The 19,443-nt window shown below is 70.1% G+C and carries 19 protein-coding genes; 10 read left to right on the top strand and 9 right to left on the bottom strand.

The features are described from left to right. Complete coding sequence (locus tag ACIBVN_RS24500; protein WP_397139977.1) at positions 1 to 462, top strand: TetR/AcrR family transcriptional regulator; 462 nt, start codon at positions 1 to 3, stop codon at positions 460 to 462. 226 nt (positions 463 to 688) lie between these two features. On the opposite strand, the gene ACIBVN_RS24495 is transcribed toward ACIBVN_RS24500, so the two are convergent. Then, a complete protein-coding gene (locus ACIBVN_RS24495) occupies positions 689 to 1,477 on the bottom strand; it encodes an alpha/beta fold hydrolase (RefSeq protein ID WP_397139975.1) in 789 nt (262 codons plus the stop codon). 81 nt (positions 1,478 to 1,558) lie between these two features. Here ACIBVN_RS24495 and ACIBVN_RS24490 point away from each other — a divergent pair, with 81 nt between their 5' ends. From ACIBVN_RS24490 to ACIBVN_RS24475, 4 genes are all read left to right on the top strand, one after another. Beyond that, a complete protein-coding gene (locus ACIBVN_RS24490) occupies positions 1,559 to 4,267 on the top strand; it encodes an AAA family ATPase (RefSeq protein WP_397139973.1) in 2,709 nt (902 codons plus the stop codon). A gap of 279 nt (positions 4,268 to 4,546) precedes the next feature. Then, positions 4,547 to 5,776 (top strand): serine hydrolase domain-containing protein, encoded by a 1,230-nt coding sequence (locus ACIBVN_RS24485; RefSeq protein ID WP_397140300.1) that lies wholly within the window; start codon positions 4,547 to 4,549, stop codon positions 5,774 to 5,776. 98 nt (positions 5,777 to 5,874) lie between these two features. Continuing rightward, a complete protein-coding gene (locus tag ACIBVN_RS24480) occupies positions 5,875 to 6,282 on the top strand; it encodes a hypothetical protein (RefSeq protein WP_397139971.1) in 408 nt (135 codons plus the stop codon). Between the two features lie 205 nt (positions 6,283 to 6,487). Then, complete coding sequence (locus ACIBVN_RS24475) at positions 6,488 to 8,338, top strand: CocE/NonD family hydrolase (RefSeq protein WP_397139969.1); 1,851 nt, start codon at positions 6,488 to 6,490, stop codon at positions 8,336 to 8,338. A gap of 75 nt (positions 8,339 to 8,413) precedes the next feature. Here the strand turns inward: ACIBVN_RS24475 and ACIBVN_RS24470 are convergent, their stop codons facing one another. The 6 genes from ACIBVN_RS24470 to ACIBVN_RS24445 form a co-directional block, all read right to left on the bottom strand. Then, the gene (locus tag ACIBVN_RS24470; RefSeq protein ID WP_397139967.1) at positions 8,414 to 9,625 is read right to left on the bottom strand and encodes a cytochrome P450; all 1,212 of its coding nucleotides are present in this window, start codon (positions 9,623 to 9,625) and stop codon (positions 8,414 to 8,416) included. A gap of 149 nt (positions 9,626 to 9,774) precedes the next feature. Beyond that, on the bottom strand, positions 9,775 to 11,052 hold the full coding sequence (locus tag ACIBVN_RS24465) for a serine hydrolase domain-containing protein (protein ID WP_397139965.1): 1,278 nt from the start codon (positions 11,050 to 11,052) through the stop codon (positions 9,775 to 9,777). 85 nt (positions 11,053 to 11,137) lie between these two features. After that, a complete protein-coding gene (locus ACIBVN_RS24460) occupies positions 11,138 to 11,758 on the bottom strand; it encodes a hypothetical protein (RefSeq protein ID WP_397139963.1) in 621 nt (206 codons plus the stop codon). Between the two features lie 115 nt (positions 11,759 to 11,873). After that, positions 11,874 to 12,308 (bottom strand): VOC family protein, encoded by a 435-nt coding sequence (locus ACIBVN_RS24455; RefSeq protein ID WP_397139961.1) that lies wholly within the window; start codon positions 12,306 to 12,308, stop codon positions 11,874 to 11,876. 113 nt (positions 12,309 to 12,421) lie between these two features. Next, the gene (locus tag ACIBVN_RS24450) at positions 12,422 to 12,976 is read right to left on the bottom strand and encodes a YciI family protein (RefSeq protein WP_397139959.1); all 555 of its coding nucleotides are present in this window, start codon (positions 12,974 to 12,976) and stop codon (positions 12,422 to 12,424) included. Between the two features lie 60 nt (positions 12,977 to 13,036). Then, positions 13,037 to 13,516, bottom strand: coding sequence for a MarR family winged helix-turn-helix transcriptional regulator (locus tag ACIBVN_RS24445; protein ID WP_397139957.1), 480 nt, complete (start codon positions 13,514 to 13,516; stop codon positions 13,037 to 13,039). A gap of 123 nt (positions 13,517 to 13,639) precedes the next feature. Between ACIBVN_RS24445 and ACIBVN_RS24440 the strand changes: the two genes are divergently transcribed. Both ACIBVN_RS24440 and ACIBVN_RS24435 read left to right on the top strand, forming a co-directional pair. Further along, the gene (locus ACIBVN_RS24440) at positions 13,640 to 14,998 is read left to right on the top strand and encodes an MFS transporter (protein WP_397139955.1); all 1,359 of its coding nucleotides are present in this window, start codon (positions 13,640 to 13,642) and stop codon (positions 14,996 to 14,998) included. Positions 14,999 to 15,009: 11 nt separating this feature from the next. Continuing rightward, complete coding sequence (locus tag ACIBVN_RS24435) at positions 15,010 to 15,657, top strand: nitroreductase family protein (protein ID WP_397139953.1); 648 nt, start codon at positions 15,010 to 15,012, stop codon at positions 15,655 to 15,657. A 47-nt stretch (positions 15,658 to 15,704) separates the two neighbouring features. Here the strand turns inward: ACIBVN_RS24435 and ACIBVN_RS24430 are convergent, their stop codons facing one another. Further along, positions 15,705 to 16,691 carry an alpha/beta hydrolase gene (locus ACIBVN_RS24430; RefSeq protein ID WP_397139951.1) on the bottom strand — a complete coding sequence of 329 codons (987 nt, stop codon included), beginning with the start codon at positions 16,689 to 16,691 and terminating at the stop codon, positions 15,705 to 15,707. A 69-nt stretch (positions 16,692 to 16,760) separates the two neighbouring features. Between ACIBVN_RS24430 and ACIBVN_RS24425 the strand changes: the two genes are divergently transcribed. Together ACIBVN_RS24425 and ACIBVN_RS24420 are read left to right on the top strand one after the other, a co-directional pair. After that, on the top strand, positions 16,761 to 17,339 hold the full coding sequence (locus tag ACIBVN_RS24425; protein WP_397139949.1) for a TetR/AcrR family transcriptional regulator: 579 nt from the start codon (positions 16,761 to 16,763) through the stop codon (positions 17,337 to 17,339). Positions 17,340 to 17,393: 54 nt separating this feature from the next. After that, the gene (locus ACIBVN_RS24420) at positions 17,394 to 17,726 is read left to right on the top strand and encodes a YnfA family protein (protein ID WP_397139947.1); all 333 of its coding nucleotides are present in this window, start codon (positions 17,394 to 17,396) and stop codon (positions 17,724 to 17,726) included. Positions 17,727 to 17,741: 15 nt separating this feature from the next. Here ACIBVN_RS24420 and ACIBVN_RS24415 read toward each other — a convergent pair whose 3' ends face one another. Then, a complete protein-coding gene (locus ACIBVN_RS24415) occupies positions 17,742 to 18,341 on the bottom strand; it encodes a helix-turn-helix domain-containing protein (RefSeq protein ID WP_397139945.1) in 600 nt (199 codons plus the stop codon). Between the two features lie 93 nt (positions 18,342 to 18,434). Here ACIBVN_RS24415 and ACIBVN_RS24410 point away from each other — a divergent pair, with 93 nt between their 5' ends. Then, entirely contained in the window at positions 18,435 to 19,412 is a 978-nt protein-coding gene (locus tag ACIBVN_RS24410; RefSeq protein WP_397140298.1) for an NAD(P)/FAD-dependent oxidoreductase, read from the top strand. The last annotated feature ends 31 nt before the right edge of the window (positions 19,413 to 19,443 follow it).

Below are 19,443 nucleotides of genomic sequence, written 5' to 3'. Positions count from 1 at the left end.
GTGGCCGGGACGACGCATCGGGAGATCGCCCGCGCCGCGGACGTGCCGCTGGGGTCGATGACCTACCACTTCACGTCCCTGGAGGAGGTGCTCACCGAGGCGTTCACCCGGCACGCCGACTCGGTGGCCCGCGTCTTCGACGAGCGGCTGAGTGCCGCCCAGGACCGCGACGCGGCGGTCGAGGCCGTCATCACGCTGGTGTCGGACGACGTGCTCGGCTCACAGCGCGACCTCGTCCTCACTGTGGAGCTGTACGTGGCCGCGGCGCGCAACCCGGCCCTGAGGGCCGTCACCCAGGCCTGGATGGCGCGCAGCCGCCAGGCGCTGGAACGCCACTTCGACGCCACCACCGCCCGGGAACTGGACGCGCTCATCGAAGGCCTGACGCTGCACAGCGCCCTGTCGACCGACCCGATTGCGCCCGAGCAGATCCGCCACGCCATCCACCGGTACCTGCGCTGATCCCGCCACTTCGTGATCGGAAAGCCTGCTTCGGCCAGGACACGGTCGTCCGCGCCGGTTCCTCACCCTGGCTCACCGAACTGGCGTGGCTGATCGCCGCTGCCAGGCCCCCAACGACGGCCTGGAGCAAGGCCAATCGCACCAGTCCGGTCGTCAGCACCGGTATTCCGACGAACCAGCAGCGTAGGCGCGGTGGGTGTTCGGGTCCGAGCTCTCATGGCCAGGATCAGTCGAGTACCTCAAGCAGGTGGGCCGCGTATGCGCGGGGGTGGGTCGTGTTGCCGTTGTGACCCCCTGGAAACTCGGCGAGGTTCTTGCCGAGAAGGGCTGCCAGCTCAACGGCGCATCGGTAGGCGAAGGTGGTGCGCGGGGTCGTCCGGCCGTGTGCGGGAACGATGCGGACCGTGGTGTCCTTCAACGCCGAATAGTCGACGGTGTCGCGGGCGAACGCGGTGAAGTCGTGCTCGATGAGGAAGCCGAAATTGACCACCCGCTGCGGGGTGAGCGGCTGCGGCGTCAGGTCGGGTTCCGCGTTCGCGTTGGACAGGTCGATGCCGAGCGATCTGGCGACGGCTTTGAAGGCGGCTGCCACACCATCACGACGGTAGACCTGCTGGATCCCGGCCAGCTCGCGTTCGTAGCGCAGGCGCTGTACGGCGGGCAGCAGCAACGGCGCGGAAGGCTCATGGGCGACGAGCATGCCGACCTGCGCCGGGTGACCGATCGCCAGGTGAAGCCCGATGACCGCGCCGATACCACAGCCGAGCATGCGGACAGGTTGATCGGTGAGCTCGGCCAGCAGGTGGTGGAGATCGTCCGCGTGTTCCGTCACCGTGGCACCGGCTCCCCGCACGTCCATGGCGCTGCGAGACAGTCCGCGCCGGTCGTAGGTCACCACGGTGTAGTCATCGACGAGCCGGTCGACGAGGTCGACGCTGTAGCCGGCGTCGCCCTCACCGCTCTGGGAGATCACCAGCATCGGGCCAGTGCCGCGCTTCTCGTAATAAATCCTCATTGCGATCACAACGCTAGGCTGTGTGCCTGCTGGTGCGAATCAGTAACAAGACTGGCGTTGACGTATCAGTAAGGAGATGCGTTGCTCCACGGACGCGAGGCCGAGCGTGCGGTCATCGACCAGTTGCTGCTCGAGGCCCGCGCCGGGCGCAGCGGAGCTGTCGTGGTGCGCGGTGAGGCGGGGATCGGCAAGAGCGCGCTGCTGAGCTACGCGGAGAACGCCGCCGCGGACATGCGGATCCTGCGCGGCGTGGGCGTGGAGACCGAGGTCGGGCTGGCCTTCGCTGGATTGCACCTGCTGCTCGGCTCGTTCGCCGACCGGCTCACCGCCCTGCCGCCCCTGCAGGCGGCGGCGCTGCGCGGGGTGTTCGGGCTGACCGACGCCCAGCCCGCTGAACGGTTCATGGTCGGGCTGGCCACCTTGTCGCTGCTCAGTGAGCTGGCCGAGGACCGCCCGCTGCTGTGCGTGATCGACGACGCGCACTGGCTGGATCAGGCCTCCGCGGACGCGCTGCTGTTCGCCAGCAGACGCCTCGACGCGGAAGGCATCGCGATGATCTTCGCCGTCCGCGACGGGGTGCCGTTCACCGCGCCCGGCCTGCTCGAACTGCGGCTGCGCGGGATCTCCAGGACGGCCGGCGCCGCCCTGCTGGCCGAGCACTCGGCGGGCCTGGCGCCACACGTACGCGACCAGATCCTGGACGAAGCCCAGGGCAACCCGCTGGCCCTGCTTGAGCTGCCGGGCGCGCTGACCGCGGCGCAGCGGGCGGGAGAGCTGCCCGTCGAGACCTTCCAGATGGGTACCCAGCAGCTGTCCGGCCGGTTGGAGGAGCAGTTCGCCCAGCGGGTGCGCGCGCTGCCTGTCAGGTCGCGGCTGCTGGTGCTGATCGCCGCCGCGGAGGAGAGCGGCGCGCTGGACGTGGTCCTGGCCGCAGGGGAGTTCCTCGGGGCCGGCCTCGACGACCTGGAGCCGGTGGAGGTGAGCGGCCTGATCGGATTCGTGGACGGCCGCCTCACCTTCCGCCACCCTCTGGTGCGATCGGCCGCTTACCGGGAGGCGACGGTCACCAGACGGCTTGCCGTACATCGGGCTCTTGCCAATGTGCACGGCGCGCGCGGCGATCTGGACCGCCGCGCCTGGCACCTGAGCGCCGCCGCGATCGGCCCTGACGAGGACCTCGCGGCCGATATGGAGCGCATCGCGGAGGAGGCCTCCGTACGTGGTGGGCATGCCGCCGTCTCGGCCGCCTACCAGCGCGCCGCGCAGCTCACGCCCGACCTGGAACGGCGGGCAGAGCGGCTGGCCCGCGCCGCCGAGGCCGCGGCGGACGCCGGTCAGACCCAGCTGGCCGCCGCCTTGGACGAGCAGACCGTCGCCTGCACCAGCCGGCCCGGCGTCCTGGCGCGCCTGGCCAGGATGCGGATCACCATCGCCCAGGAGCAGGAACACGGCTCGCAGGCCGTGGAGCTGGCCCAGGTGGCCGACCATATCGCCGAGGAGGCGCCTGGCGAGGCCGCGTTCCTGTTCCTCAATGCCGTCGCCTCCGCGTGGTCGGCAGGAGACCTGCCCGCCATCACCGACCTGGCCGCGCGTGCCTCGGCTCGATCACGCGATCCCCTTCTGACCAGCGCCACGACCGCGATCGCGCAGTTGGCCGGCGACGCGACCGCTCCCTTGCTCGAACTCATCGACACGGTCAGGGGCGGCCAGGAGCGCGGCCCACGAGAGCGGCTGATCCTGCACTCGTGGCTGGTCTGGCTGGCCGATGTCGAGGCCTCCCACGACGAGGGCGTCGCCATCGTGCGGGATTGCCGCGCCCAAGGCGCCATCGGCGCGCTCCCGAAAGCGTTGCTCTATGTGGGTCGCGCCCAGCTGCTCCTCGGGCGGTACAGAGATGCGGCGGTCACCGCGTCCGAAGGGCTGCGCATCGCTGAGGACACAGCGCAAAACCACTACGCCAGGCACCTGGCCGGGGTGCTGGCCTGCGTGGCGGCGATCCAGGGCGACGAGGCGCGATGCCGCGAGCTCACCGACGACATCCTGCGCCGCGGCATCACGGAGAGCGGGATCGAGTGCTGGGACGCCCGCAATCTCCTCGATCTCAGCCTGGGCCGCTACGACGACATCCTGCAGGGGGTGCAGCGGAGCGTGGAGGACGTCTCGGGCGGCCTGTTCGCCATGAACCGCACCTACGCCCACCACGCCGGTTACGTCGAGGCGGCCGTCCGCGCCGGACGGCCTGACCTGGCTGCCCAGCCGTGTTCGCGTCTGACCGCCTGGGCGCGGACGACGGAGCAGCCGTGGGTCACCGCCATCGCCCTGCGCTGCCAGGCGCTCGTCGCCGAGGGCGAGGAGGCGGAGCAGCTGTTCGCGCAGGCCGTACAGCTGCATGGGGTCAGCGTGGTGCCCTTCGAGCAGGCCAGAACAGAGTTGCTCTACGGCGAGTGGTTGCGGCGCGGCCGCCGCCGCGCCGAGGCCCGCCCCCACCTTCGCGCCGCGCTGGACATCTTCCTCCGCCTGGGCGCCGCCCCCTGGGCCGAGCGGGCGTCGTCCGAGCTGCGGGCCACCGGCGAGACCCCGCCGGCCCGCGAGCAAGCCCCCGACCTGCTGGCGCACCTCACCCCGCAAGAGCTTCAGGTGGTACGGCTGGCCGCCGCGGGCATGAGCAATCGCGACATCGCCGCGCAGATGTTCCTCAGCCCTCGTACGGTCAGCCACCACCTGTACAAGGCCTATCCCAAGCTCGGGGTCGCCTCCCGCCACGAACTCGCCCGCATGGACCTTCGGTAACGCGACAGATTCGGCGCACAGGGGTCGCTGCCTAGCGTCATCGGCATGGCGAACCACGAAACCGACCGGGTCGTGGCAGAGGACGTGCCAGGCATCGTCATCGAGATCAAGGATCCCGGCGGCGATCAGATCTGATGCGGTGTCGTGTCAGCGACCGCGTCAGTACGGCGACGGCCCGGTATCAGCGCGGTCGGCGATGGTGGACGCCATGAACGGTTCAGCGATGGCCGCCTCGGGGCTGGTCTCGCAGCTCGAACACTGTGCGCAAGGAGATTCATGATGGGACAGAACAACAGCGGCTTCTCCAAGACCGGGCTGTACAGACTGCGCGAGGTGCTGGCACGGCATGTCGATTCCGGGAAGATCCCCGGGGTCGTCGCCCTGGTCAGCCGGGGCGACGAGACCCACGTCGAAGCGCTCGGGACGATGCGGCGTGACGGTGGTGCGCCGATGCGCCGGGACACGATCTTCCGGATGGCCTCCACGTCCAAGCCGGTCGCGATGGCGGCGGCGATGGTCCTGCTCGACGAGTGCCGGCTGCGGCTGGATGACCCGGTGGAGCAGTGGCTGCCGGAGCTCGCCGACCGCCGGGTGCTGAAGCGGATCGACAGCCCGCTGGACGACACCGTGCCGGCGCGGCGGCCGATCACCGTACGGGACCTGCTGACCTCCACGTTCGGGCTCGGCATGGACATGACGTCGCTGGGCACTCCGATCATGAACGCGGTCTTCGAGCAGGGGCTCACGCCCAATCTGCCGGAGCCGATGCCCGAGCCGGATGAGTGGATGCGCCGTCTGGGCGCGCTTCCGCTGATGTACCAGCCCGGCGAGCGCTGGCAGTACCAGATCAGCCACGATGTGCTCAGCGTGCTCGTCGCCAGGGTCACGGGCCAGTCGTTCGAGTCGTTCCTGCGTGAGCGCATCTTCGAGCCGCTGGGGATGAAGGACACCGCCTTCCACGTGCCCGCCGACCAGATCGACCGGCTGCCGACCCTGTATGCACCCGACCCGCAGACCGGTGAGTTCCACGTGTGGGACGAGGCCAAGGGGGGACGGTGGAGCCGGCCTCCGGCGTTCCAGGGCAGCGGCGGCGGGCTGGTCTCCACCGCCGATGACTACCACGCCTACTTCCGGATGCTGCTCAATGGCGGGATGCACGGCAGCGAACGGATCCTGTCCCGGCCCGCCGTCGAGCTGATGACCACCAACCGCCTCACGCCCGAGCAGCAAGCCGCCCGGCACGCCATGGCTGTCGACAACGTTCACATCTCCTTCGGCCAAGGGCAGCACGGCGGCTGGGGCTTCGGGATGGCGGTGCGCACCCACCGCGGCGACTACGCGCCCGTCGGCCAGTTCGGCTGGGACGGCGGAAGCGGCACCTCGACCTACGCCGACCCGCACAACCAGCTCACCGGCATCCTGCTCACCCAGGTCGGAGCGTCCGCCCCGAATTCTGTGCGGCTGATGCACGACTTCTGGACCACGCTCTACCAGGCGATCGACGACTGACACCGAGCCCGCGCCCGGCACGCCCGCCGTCAACCCGACGGTCACCATCCGTCCGTTCGATTCAACACTTCAGACCAGATTCAAAGGAGCACACCACCATGTCGATCACCCTTACCGACCAGGACAAGAGCACCCTGCGCACCGCCGCCTACGGCGCCGTCTGGCTGATGTCCGCCGCCGATGCCACCGGCAAGCCCCACAAGGCCGCCACCGAAGGCTCCATCGCCCTGGCCTCCGCCACCGGGCTGGTCGGGCACGTGCTCGCCGACTATCCCAAGGACATGAAGCTGGACAGCAAGTCCGTAGCCATGATCGCCGACCAGGTGCTGCCGGCCCTGACGGCGGCCATGATCCTGCTCGACAAGCAGGATCCGGCAGAGGCCGGCAACTTCCGCAGCACCGTCCTCGTCGCCGTCGAATCGGCCGCCCGGACCCACCAGGGCCAGCCCAGCCCCACCGTGGCTGACATGATCCGCAAGATCACCGAGGCCCTCGGCGCCGCTTGATGGGATGTCGGCCTGCGCCGCTACCGCTTGTCACGGGGTCCTGTCCGGACCCTGTGACGCGCCGCCACTTCGCGTGCTCCGCCAGCCGACGCTGATCTGGCCAGTACACCCGCGCCGGCGATGGCTTCCCCGATGACGATAACCGACCAAAGGGATACACATGTCAACCTCGCAACGGCGAGGGTCTCTCGCCGCAGTCACACTCGTGACCGCGCTCGTGGTCACCGGTGCTCCCGCCGCGTCCGCGACGGCGGAGCCGAAGATCAAGGTCTCCGATGGGGTGACGCAGCCGGTCTTCTCCTACACCGACGCCATCCGTGAACACGTCCGGGTGCAGTCGCCGGTCGACAGTGACGGCGACGGCAAGAAGGACCTGATCCGGGTGGACATCATCCGGCCGAAGGAGTCCGCCGCCGGGCTCAAGGTCCCGGTGATCATGCAGGAGACCCCGTACTACGACGACCCAGGCGTCGGCTACGAGGTCGAGAAGAAGACCTACGACGCGGACGGGAACGTGACGAAGTTCCCGATGTGGTACGACAACTACTTCGTGCCCCGCGGGTACGCGTTCGTGTCCGTCGACATGATCGGCACCCGGTTGTCCGAGGGCTGCCCGACCTCCTACGGCGCCCCCGACGTGCTGGGCGGCAAGGCGGTCGTCGACTGGCTGAACGGCCGGGCGACCGCCTACGACGATCAGGGCGCACCGGTCAAGGCAGCCTGGACCACTGGACGCACCGGGATGATCGGCCACTCCTACGAAGGAGCACTCGGCGCCGCCGTCGCCGGCACCGGCGTGCAAGGGCTGGAGACGATCGTGAACATCGCCGGCTATACCAGCGGGTACGAGAACACGCGCATCAACGGTGTCCTGACCTGGTTCAAGGACGCGGCGGCATGGCAGTCCGAGCGGGTTGACAAGGATCCGGCGGAGAAATGCGCGGCGGTGCGCCAGAAGCTGCGCGAAGACTCCGACGACGCCACCGGCAACTACAACGCCTACTGGTACGAGCGCAATTACCGGAACGGTCCGATCTCCAAGGCGCGCAACATCCGCGCCAGCGTCTTCGCGGTGATGGGCATGCAGGACCGCAACGTGGTGAGCAACCAGATCCCCGAGTGGTGGGCCCTGCTGCCCTCCGACGTCCAGCGCAAGATGTGGGTGACTCAGTACGGGCATCTCGAGCCGTTCTGGGCCCGCCGCGAGGTGTGGGTGGACACCCTGCACCGGTGGTTCGACCATGAGCTGATGGGCGTGGCCAACGACATCCTGCGCCGGCCGCGCGTCGATGTGCAGCTCGGCCCGGACCGCTGGATCACCCAGGCCGACTGGCCGGCACCGACACGGACGACGACCCTGCGACCGCAGCAGGACGGCTCCCTGGGCCGCACGCCCTCGACCGGCACCGGCGACTATCTCGACACCGCCCAGACCGAGGTCGCGATGGCCGACGACCCCGCCACCGCCAACCCCCACCGGCTGGCCTACCTGACGTCGCCGCTGAAGAGCGCGATGCGGCTGTCCGGAACGCCGTCGGTGAGCCTGCGCCTCAAGCTCGACAAGCCGACCGCCAACCTGGGCGTCCTGCTCGTCGACTACGGCACCGACACCCGCATCAACTACCGCGAAACCGGCCAGGGCCGCGCGCAAGGCCTCAAGTTCATCGGCGGCGAAACCTGCGTCGGTCAGAGCACCGCCGACGACGACGGCTGCTACCTCCGGGCCGGCGACAACACGGCGACCTCCGGCTTCAACGTGGTCACCCGAGGAATCCTGGACGCGCAGAACCACAAGTCGCTCAGCCGCCAGGCACCGCTGACGCCCGGCAAGCCGTACCAGATCACCTGGAATATGCTGCCGCAGGACTACGAGTTCAAGGCCGGACACCGGCTCGGCCTGGTCCTGACCGGAACCAACGACGACTTCAACTCCAACGTGGACGGCACCGGCACCGGGGACGACGTCGAACCCGGCACCGGGGCCAAGGTCACCATCGACCTGGCCGGCACCTCGATCTCGCTGCCGCTGGTCACCGGCACGCCCATCAAGAAGTAGAAGATCGACGTCCGCGTACGGTCGCGGCCAGTGCGGTCGCGACCGTAGGCATGACGTCCCGAGCACGGCACCCGTTCAGAAACTTGTACGCGCGGGCCAGGTCACCGGCAACCGGTGTACGCCGTAGACCAGCATGTCCGAGCGCATGGGCACTTCCTCGGCAGGCACCGCGAGGCGCAGCCCCGGCAGCCGGTCGAGCAGTGCCGGCAGGGCGATGCGCATCTCGTTGCGGGCGAGCTGCTGGCCCAGGCACTGGTGGATGCCGTGTCCGAACGTCAGGTGGCCGGTCGCGTCCCGGGTGATGTCCATGATCCCGGGATCGGCGAACCGCAGCGGGTCCCGGTTGGCGGCGGGCAGGGAAACCGTCACCGTCTCACCCGCCTTGATCGTGTGACCGTCGAGCTCCACGTCCTCCAGCGCCGTCCGTACCATGAAGTCGACCACTGTGAGATAGCGCAGCAGTTCCTCCACCGCGCCCGGCACCAGTGCGGGGTCGCGGCGCAGCGCGGCGAGCTGGTCGGGGCTGCCGAGCAGGGTGAACGTGCCCAGGGCGAGCATGTTGGCCGTCGTCTCGTGCCCGGCCACGAGCAGCAGCATGGCCACGCCGGCCAGCTCCTCCTCGGTGAGCTCCCCGCCGGACGTCAGGCCGCTGATCAGGTCGTCGCCCGGTCGGGCCCGCTTGTCGGCCACCAGGGCGCGCACGTACGCGTTCAGCTCGTTCATCGCCTGCTGCTTCTGCTCAGTGGTGACATCTAACGCCACGAGCGTCGCCGACTGCCGCCGGAAGCTCTCGCGGTCGGCGTACGGGACGCCGAGCAGCTCGCAGATCACCAGGCCGGGGATCGGCAGCGCGAAGTCGCGCACCAGCTCGGCGGGCGGACCGGTACGCAGCATCGCGTCGAGCGTGGAGGCGGTGATCTCGGCGATCCGCGGTTCCAGCACTTTCATGCGGCGCACAGTGAACTGGCCGGTCAGCAGCCTGCGGTAGCGGGTGTGCTCGGGCGGGTCCAGGCGGACGAAGAACGCGGGCGGCCGGCGCATGGCCAGATGCCGCCCGATCTGCGGCGTCGTCGGATGGTGGAGCTCGGGTCTGGTGCTGAAGCGGCTGTCGCCCATCACGGCACGGGCCGCCGCGTAGCCGGTCACCAGCCAGCCGAGGTGGCCGTCGGCGTACCGCAACCTGCGGACCGGGGCCTCCTCACGCCACTTCTCCAGCTCCTGCGGCGGATCTAGGGGGCGCTGGCGCCGGGTGGGCATGGTGACCGGAGGGGACGCGGCATCGCTCATGTCGAACTCCTCGTGGATCGCTTCTGGTCGCTGCCACTTGTCCCACCAACATCCATCACCGGAGGCGGCCCATCAATGGCAACGGCCAGGGGAGTGCCTCTGCCCGTGCCGCCGCCTCCGGGTGGGCGGTCGGGCTTGAGGTGTCGCGTTCAACTGATTGCCTGGTAGGCGGTGGTCCAGAAGTCGCGGTGCAGGCGCGGTGTGTGGGCCGAGTCCATGGCGCTCTGGGTCAGCAGGATGCCCGTCAGGCCTTCTGCCGGGTCGGCGTAGGCGGTGGTGCCCAGTCCGCCGTCCCAGCCGAACTGGCCCGGCGAGGCCAGGTCGCGGCGGTGGGTACGGACCGCCATCCCGAAGCCGAACCCGCCGTGCCGGCCGAAGTGGTCGCCGAACGCGTCCTTCTCGACCTTCTGCCCCGGCGTCAGGTGGTCCATCGTCATGAGCTCGACCGAGGCCCGCGACAGAACCCGCTCGCCGCCCAGGGTCCCCTTGTTGAGCAGCATCCGGTAGAACGCGTGGTAGTCGTCCACGGTCGACACCAGCCCGTCGCCGCCCGCCTGGAACATCGGCGGCCTGCTGTACTTCCCGTCGGCGGCCTCGTCCCACACCACCAGCTCGCCGGTCTCGGGGTGGTGCGCGTAGCTGGTCGGCAGCCGGTGGATCCGGTCGGCGGGCACGTGGAAGCCGGTGTCCTTCATGCCGAGCGGGGCGAACAGCCGCTCGCGCAGGAACTCCTCCAGCGACTGCCCGGTCACCCTGCCGACGAGCACGCTGAGCACGTCGGACCCGACGTGGTACTGCCACAGCTCGCCCGGCTGATGCATCAGCGGCAGCGTCCCGAGCCGCCGGATCCACTCCTCCGGCCCGAAGCCCGGTGAGGTGGTGTCCAGGCCGAGCTCGCGGATGGCGGTCTGGATCGGGTACGTGTCCGGTGCCGCCAGCACGACGCCGAACCCGAAGGTGAAGGTCAGCAGGTCGCGTACGGTGATCGGCCGGGCCGCGGGCACCGTCTCGTCCAGCGGGGCGTCGATCCGGGCGAGCACCCGGCGGTTGGCCAGCTCGGGCAGCCACTCGTCGACCGGGTCGTCCAGCCGCAGCCGGCACTCCTCGACGAGGATCATCACCGCCGTGGCCGTGACCGGCTTGGTCAGCGACGCCATCCGGAAGATCGTGTCCCGCCGCATCGGCTCGGCGCCGCCCGCGTGCATCGTGCCCATCGCCTCGACGTGCGTGTCGTCGCCCCGGCTGACCAGCGCGACCAGGCCGGGGACCGCGCCGGACTCGACATGGCCGCTCAGCACGTCGCGCATCCGGCGCAGGCCCGCCTCGGACAGTCCGGCGCGCTGGTGCTCCTCCAACCGCCCCTGAGTCTCCCAAGCGCCTTTGTTGTCCCAGGTGCCCTTCATGTCCCAGCTGGTGACCTTCGACATGGCCCAACATCCTTTCCGCGTATGCCGTTCTCGCTATGCGCACACTGTACTCACAGCGGAACGATGTACGCAACCTCGGGCCCTGTCACCGCAGCAGGAGAAGGACCAGCAACCCCACCCCGAGCACCAGGTCCAGCACGCCGCACCACTCGGCGAACGACCGTGTGACGATCTTGTTCGCCCGCCAATGCAGGGCATCCCACGCAGCGTGACCCAGCAGCCCGATCGCCACGAGATAACCCGCAACCGTGGCGGGAACGGAGAGCGCCACCAGACCGAACGCCATGAAGGCGAACGCGCCCGGGGACTGCAGCGCGTACAGGCGAGGCCTGCGTAACGGCCCGTTGAGCAGGCCCACCGCGGCGAGGACGATCACGACGACGGCCAGCGCGGGCCACGGGTCGATGTCGAGCGTGCGCAGGACCACAACCGTCGACATCGCCGCGATCGCGACCACCCACGTGATGCGAGGCCTGTCGACCACGGCGAGAAACAGGTAGCCCGTGGCGGGCAGGACGAACAGGATCAGGTACTCCAGGCCGTCGCCGACGTCGGCAAGGCTGATTGCCGCGCAGGCGAGCGCCAGCCAGGTCGGCCAGCGCCGGCCTGACGCGAGCGCCGCACGTAGCCACCAGGGCTTTCCTGCGACGTCGCCGTCGCCCGTCAGGTCTGTGGCCGCGCCCGGGGCGCGGGAAGGTGGAATCATGGCCAAACTGTGAACCCCACCCGTTCGGCACACCACCATCGCGGCGCGACAGGTCCGAAATTGTGGGATCCCGGTCCTTCGGGCCTGGGTTGGGCGATGGGCCGGCTAAAGATCGCTAGAGGCTGCCGAAATCAGGAAGGGTGATCGAACCGTCCTCGGCGAGGGGGATCCCGGGGTTGTGCGCGATCTCCCAGGCGTGGCCGTCCGGATCGACGAAGGCGCCGGCGTAGAACCCGATGGCGTTGATGGCCGCGGGCTTGGTGACGGTCCCGCCGGCCCCCTCCACTGCCGCGAGCAGAGCATCAACCTCCGCATCGGACCGGACGTTGTGCGCCAGGACGATCCCGCCGAAACCGACCGCCGGCCCAGGCTCCAGGCCGCAGTCCTCCGCCAGTTTGTCGCGGCCCCACAGGATCAGCCCCAGGCCCCCGGCCTGGAAGAAGACGGTCTCCTGGACTTCTTGCCCCCGCCAGCCCAGGGCCTGGTAAAAGCCCTTGGCGCGAGCGAGATCGGAGACCCCCAGCGTGACCAGAGTAATTCGCTGTTCCATGCGATCACGCTACTCCGCGTGGTAATGGCCTACCATGCCCCTGATCGTGGGCTTCGCGGTCCTTTCGCCGCCAGATCGAGAAGCATGTCTTGCGTTCTGACGTCCTGGGGTCATCACCGCCGCCCGCCGAACTCCCAGTTGTGCACCTCGATGTCGGCGTACCGGTCCGGGGTCAGGATGGCGCGTGCCGTGTCCGGGTCCGGCGCCCGGAGCAGCGCCGCCGTGCCAAGCCAGGTGGCGCCGTCGTCGGACAACAGCGGCCCGTAGGCGATCAGCCCGTCCTTGCCGGGCGGCACGGCGAGGTCGGCAGCCGGCCCCGTGCCGAGGCCGAGCACCAGGTACCGGTTGCCGCCGGTCCGGCCGCCGGGGAAATCCCACATGGTGCCCCCCAGGGTGTTGCGCCATCGTCGCAGCAGCACGTCCCGGTAGACGCCGGCCTGGTAGTTCGGCTCGTCGAAGGCGAACGCACGGGCGGCGACGGGATCGGGCAGGTCGACGATGTGCACGCTGCCGGTGGGTGTCTCGCCGTCGCCGGCGAAGGTCGGACCCCGGGCGATCATCTCCTTGGCGTACCGGTCCATGTAGGACCAGTGCTCTTCCAGCAGCTCGTCGCGCAGCGGTACGGAGCCGGGCCGGTCGCGGTGGTAGCAGAAGAACTCCATGCCCATAGTCTCCACCCCGCCGACGGATCGCGTCGCACAAGATCAATGCGCCGTGACGGACGTAGGTCAGCGAGGGTCACCGACGCCGGCCTGCAGGAGTTTGGCGAGGAGCGTGCTCAGCTGGCCGCGCTCGTCGTCGGTGAGAGCGTGGAAGGTGTCCTCAAGGAAGGCTGGGATCGAGGCCTGGGCCGCGGCGAGGCGTTGTCGGCCTGAGTCGGTGATGGTGACGGCGTAGGAGCGGCGATCGTGGGGGTTGCGCTCCCTGCGGACCTGGCCTGCCCGCTCCAGGTCGTCGCAGATGCCCACCATGACGCTGCGATCGATCCGCAGCTCCTCGCTGAGCGTCTGCTGAGAGCAGGGGCCGACGGCATCGAGCATCTGGAGCACGAGGTGTTGCCCGACTCCGAGCCCTTCCCTGGCGGCGTGCACGTCGGCGGCGCGGGCCACGGCGGCCGAGGCCCGGCACAGCGCGATGTCCAGCCGCTCGGCGACGAGTTGCGGAAAGTAGGCCGTCCCGCGGTCCGTCGTCCTGTTCGTCGTCGCCATCGCTCTCCTCTTCCGTGAGCCGTCATTCTATCTCTGCTCAGACTGTTTGACGACAGATGATTTGCTGTCATACGGTCTCGATCGTCTGTCCACCAATTGTTTGCACGCAGATGGAGAGTGATCGTGACCCGAACCGATGGCCGCCGGCAGGCGGCCCTGGTGGTGCTGTGCGCCGCGGTGTTCCTGGACTCGATGGACCTGTCGTTGATGGGCGTGGCCCTGCCCGCCATCGGAGGCGATCTGTCGCTGCCGGAGAGCACCCTGCAGTGGCTGATGTCCGGTTACGCGGTTGCCTACGGCGGGTTCCTGCTGCTCGGCGGCCGGATTGCCGACCTGTTCGGCCGGCGCCGGGTGTTCCTGCTGGCGCTGGCGGTGTTCGCGGCGGCGAGCCTGGCCGGCGGGCTCCTGTCCGCGGGATGGCCGCTGGTCGTCACCCGGGTGGTCAAGGGGGTGGCGGCCGCGCTCACCGCTCCGGCGGCGCTGTCGCTCATCACCACCACCTTCGCTGAGGGCCCGCAGCGCAACCGGGCGCTGGGGGTCTACTCCCTGGCCGGCGCGACGGGATACACCTCAGGGCTGATCGCCTCCGGCCTGCTGACCGAGATCAGCTGGCGGCTGGTGTTCTTCCTGCCGGTCCCGGTCGCCCTGCTTGTGCTGGCCGTGGCACCGCTGGTGCTGCCGCGTGACCCTCAGACGCCGGCGGCACGTGAAGGGTTCGACGCCGCCGGCGCCGTCGCGGTCACCGGCGGTGTGCTGCTGTCGGTGTTCGCGCTGACGGAGAAGAGCTGGCCGGCCGGTGTAGTGGCCGTGTTGCTGCTGGGCGCCTTCGTCGTCATCGAACGCCGGCGGCCCGCGCCGCTCGTACCGCTGGAGGTGTTCAGGTCCGGTACGGTGGGCGCCGCCAATCTCGCGGCGCTGGCCTGGGCGTGCGCGACGATCGGCTGGCAGTTCGTCGCCGTCCTGTATCTGCAGCAGGTGCTCGGCCACACCGCGCTGGCCACGGGACTCGGGATCGTCCCGATGGGCCTGGCCATCGTCATCACCGCCAACCTGGCCGGCAGGCTGATCAGCCGGTGGGGCCTGGGGCGGGTGGCCGCCGCCGGGATGCTGGTCCAAGGGGCGGGCATCCTGCTGTTCCTGCGGGCCGGGGCCACGGGTGACTACGTCACGATGCTGCTGCCTGCGCTGATCGTCCACGGCATCGGCAACGGGCTGTCGTTCCCGAGCCTCAACGTCGCCGCCGTCGCCGGCCTGCCGGATGAGCGGCAGGGCCTGGCCTCAGGGCTGGTCACCTCGGCCGTCCAGATCGGCGCGGGGATCGGCGTGGCGGTGTCGGCCGTCGTCATGACCCTCGGCGATTCCGTGCTGGCCGGTTACCGGCTGGCCTTCCTGGTGGCGGGAGGCTTCTCCCTGTTGGGCGCCTTCATCGCGTACTCCGGCCTGCGCGCACGCCACGCTGCATCAACCACGACCACTGCCTGAGGGAACACATCATGACGCTGGATCTCACCCCCGACGAACTGCTGAGCACCACCCGCGCCGTACGCAAGCGCCTCGATTTCACCCGCCCTGTGCCGCGCGAGCTCATCGAGGAGTGTGTGGACCTGGCCGTGCAGGCGCCGACGGGGCGTAACCGGCAGCGCTGGCATTTCCTGGTGGTCACCGAGCCCCGGCAACGGCGGGCCGTGGCTGACATCTTCCTGCGCGCGCTGCCCTTGGCGACCGGGCAGCCGTTGACCGAACGCGACGTCCGGCGCATGAACTATCACCCCGGCTCCACCGAGCGGGTCTTCGACGGCCTGCGCCACCTGGCCGACAACATCCACCGTGTGCCCGCCTTCGTCATCCCCGGCGTGGAAGGGCGGACGGACCACGCCCCGGCGGCCGTGCAGGCGGGGGCGTGGGGATCGATCCTGCCCGCTGTCTGGAGCTTCATGCTGGCTGCGCGGGCGCGCGGTCTGGGCACGGTGTGGACCACCGCGCAGGGGCCGCTCGAACGAGAGCTGGCCCGGGAGCTCGGGGTGCCGTACGACGAGATCATGCTGGCGGCGTTCATCCCGCTGGCCTTCACCATCGGCACCGACTTCAAGCCCGCTCCCCGTATCCCGCGGGAGGAGGTCCTGCACTGGGACCGGTGGTGAGCGCTCCGCCCTGACCCTGGGTGGAGGCCCGGCAGGCCCGGGACCCGTCACCCGGCGAGGGCGCCCCGGAGGAACTCGACGATCTCCGCCCGCGCGGCCTTGGCTTGCGGCACCACGCCCGGCATGCTGAGGAACGCGTGCGTCGCTCCGGGATATTCGGTGAGCCGCGCGGGCGTCCCGGCCGCTCGCAGCCGTTCGGCGTAACAGCGGCCGTGATCGGCCAGCGGGTCAACGGTCGGCACCACCACGAGCGCCGGGGCGAGCCCGCTCAGGTCGTCGGCATACAGCGGCGACACCGTACGAGGATCCGTTCCCGGCGGAACGGCGAGCCGCTGGAGCAGCCGCATCTGCGTCATGGTGAGGGTCGGGCTGTCGGCGTACCGGCTCATCGAGGCGTGGTCGAACCCCGCCGAGGTCAGGTCGACAGCGGGGTTGACCAGCACCTGCGCCTTGAGGTGCAGGCCGGCCTCTCTCGCCCGGATCGCGGCCAGGGCGGTGACCATCGAGCCGGTGCTCTCACCGAAGACCGCGGTCCGTGCCGGGTCGACTCCCCACTGCTCGGCGTGCCGCACCACGTGCCGGAGCACGTCCCAGCCGTCGTCGACGGCCGCCGACAGGGGAGTCTCCGGGTCGAGGAGGCGGTGCTCCACCGAGACCACGACCGCGGGCAGCCGCGCGGCGAGGCGGCTGTTGACCCAGTCGCTCTGCACCGCAGTGCCCACGAACCCGCCTCCGTGCACGTGGAGCACGAGCGGCAGGCCGGCGCCTTCGCCGCCGAGCCCGGGCGAGGGCCGGTGCACCCGGACCCGGAGCCCGCGGCCGGGCAGCGCCACCTCCCGCCACTGGATCGTGGCGCCGCGGTCCGGAAACCCGGTGATCAGCCGCGCCAGACGGGACGCCCGCTTGCGGTTCACCGCGTCGCGGAAGGCGACCAGGTCCTCGGCCGTCATCGCCGACAAGTCCGGCTCCTTTCCCAGGGCGTGCAGCAACCGGATGCCCAGCGGCGGCCGCTCCGTACCGTTGACCTCGCTCATGTGTGTCTCCTCAGTTTCGCTACCTGAAGTATCGATACCAACGGTAGCGTAATAGGTTAATGTGTGGGCATGACCCGAGCGACCACATCCGCCAGACCACCCGGTCGCCCGCGCTCCGGCGTCAACGCCGTGGTCTTCGCCGCAACGTTGAGCACGGTCCACGAGCTGGGCTACGCGCGTGCCACCGTCGACCGCATCGCCGCCGCGGCCGGCGTCGCGAAGACGACGATCTACCGCCGCTGGCCGTCGAAGGGCGCGCTGATCGTGGACTGCCTCCTAGACGCGTTCGGTCCGGTGCCGCTGGAGGGCGCCAGTCGAGCCGAGCTCGTGTCCTCGGCCGTCCACTGGATCGCGGCGAAGATCGGCGAGCCCGGGGTGGGCGACGCGTTCGCGGGCGTGTTCAGTGACGCCGTCAGCGATCCGGCCCTGCGTGAGGTCCTGTCCACGCGGTTGCAGGACCCGTACCGGCTCGCGCTCCAGGACGCGCTCGGCGAGCCGGAGAACCGGGTCCTGTTCTTCATCGACGTCGTCGTCGGAACCTTGCTCCACCGGATGGGCATGACCGGCGAGCCGATGGTCGACGCCGACGTCGACGCGCTGGTCGAGATGGTTCTGTCGCACTTCGGTGACGGCGCCGGTACGACGTAGACCTGCTGCTCCCGATGAGCGTAGGTCCGCGTTGCCCGCCGGTACAGTCACCCCGTGACTGTCGCGCGTTCCCTGCTCCTGTTCACGGTCGCCGCGCTCGCCGAGATCGGCGGGGCCTGGCTGGTCTGGCAGGGGGTGAGGGAGCAGCGTGGATTGTTGTGGGTCGGGGCGGGCGTGATCGCTCTCGGCGTGTACGGGTTCGTCGCCACGTTCCAGCCGGATCCCCATTTCGGGCGCATCCTCGCCGCCTACGGAGGCGTGTTCGTCGCGGGCTCGTTGATCTGGGGTGTGGTGGTGGACAAGTTCCAGCCCGATCGGTGGGACATCATCGGCTCGGCCATATGCGTCATCGGCGTCCTGGTCATCATGTACGCCCCGCGTGGGTGACCAGAGTTTCAGTGTCTACGAGGCCGTTTCCTGCCGGGCGCGGGGCTTGGCGCGCACGTGCATGCGTTCGCCCTGGCGGCCGAACAGGTTGAGGACCTCCACGGGAGTGTCGCCCGCCGGACCGAACCAGTGCGGCAGGCGGGTGTCGAACTCGGCGGCCTCGCCCGGTCCCATGATCAGGTCGTGGTCGGCCACGATGAGCCGCACGCGTCCGGACAGGACGTACATCCACTCGTAGCCTTCGTGCGTGATCGGCTGAGGCTGGTTCTGCTCGGCAGGGATGATCGACTTCCACGCCTGCAGGGGTCCCGGCTGGGTGGTCAAGGGAAGTACGGTCCGCCCGTTGCGGACGAGGGGCTTGCAGCGGATGCGCGGGTCGCCGACCTCCGGCGCGCCGACCAGCTCGTCCAGCGGCACCTGGTGCGCCTGCGCGAGCGGCAGCAGGAGCTCCAGGCTGGGGCGGCGCTGGCCTGACTCCAGCCGCGAGAGCGTGCTCTTGGAGATGCCGGTGGTCTCGGCCAGTGCCGAGAGGGTCACGCCACGCTGGGTGCGTATGCGCCTGAGGCGGGCGCCGACCTGAGCCAGCGTGGCGCTTATCGAGGATCGCTGCTCCATGGGTCCCATTCCACCTCCGCTGTTCCAGAAATGGCAACAGAAGTTGTCACCGGCTTCCGGCGGGACGCACCATCGGGGCCGGAGGTGATCGTCATGATCAAGGCGATGAACAGCCATGACGCCGACGCGCGGCCTGCGGTCGACGGGAGCCACGACGTGGTGGTTGTCGGCGCCGGAGCGGCCGGCCTGAACGCCGCCCTGCTCCTGGGGCGCGCGCGGCGCAAGGTCGTCGTCATCGACGCCGGGGAGCCGCGCAACGCCCCTGCCGCGCACATGCACGGCTTCCTGTCCCGCGACGGCCTGCCACCGGCCACCCTGCTGGACCTCGGACGGGCCGAGATCGCTCGGTACGGCGTGCGCCTGGTCCGGGGCCGCGTGGCGCAGATCGACCACGGCTTCTCCGTCCGCCTGGAGGGCGGCCCGGTGCTCGGCGCCCGCCGGGTGCTGGTCGCCACCGGCCTGCGCGACGAACTGCCCGACATCCCCGGGGTACGCGAGCGGTGGGGCAAGGACGTGCTGCACTGCCCCTACTGCCACGGCTACGAGGTCGGCGACCAGCCGCTCGCCGTACTCGGCACGCATCCGGGAGCGGTGCACCAGGCCCTGCTCCTGCGCCAGTGGAGCGACGACGTGGTCTTCCTCCCGCACACCCTCGACCTGACGGCGGAGGACCGGGAGCGCCTGGAGGGGCGCGGTCTGCGCATCGTCGAGGGAGAGATCCACCACCTCGTCGTCGAGAGAGACCGGCTGCGCGGCATCGAGCTCGCCGGCGGTCGCGTGCTTCCCCGCACCGCCGCTTTCCTCTTCCCGCGCATGGTGCCGCACGACGCGCTGCTGACCCGCCTGGGCTGCGCCAAGGACGGCAACGGCTGGATCGCCACCGACCGCACGGGCCGTACCAGCGTCCCGGGGGTCTGGGCGGCCGGGAACGTCGTAGACCCGCGCGCCCAGGTCGTCACCGCCGCCGGGATGGGGTCGGCCGCCGCTTTCGCCATCAACGCCGACCTGGTGGACGAGGAAGTCCGCCACGCCGTGGAGCAGCGCCGCGCCTCCGCCGCCGCGAGCAGGTAGCCGGGCGGCACCGCACCATCTCACTCGCAAA

The sequence above is a fragment of the Nonomuraea sp. NPDC049400 genome (assembly GCF_044466425.1).
Lineage (GTDB): Bacteria > Actinomycetota > Actinomycetes > Streptosporangiales > Streptosporangiaceae > Nonomuraea.
Note: the sequence above shows the minus strand (reverse complement) of the source record. Positions and strands in the feature narration are given on the sequence as shown.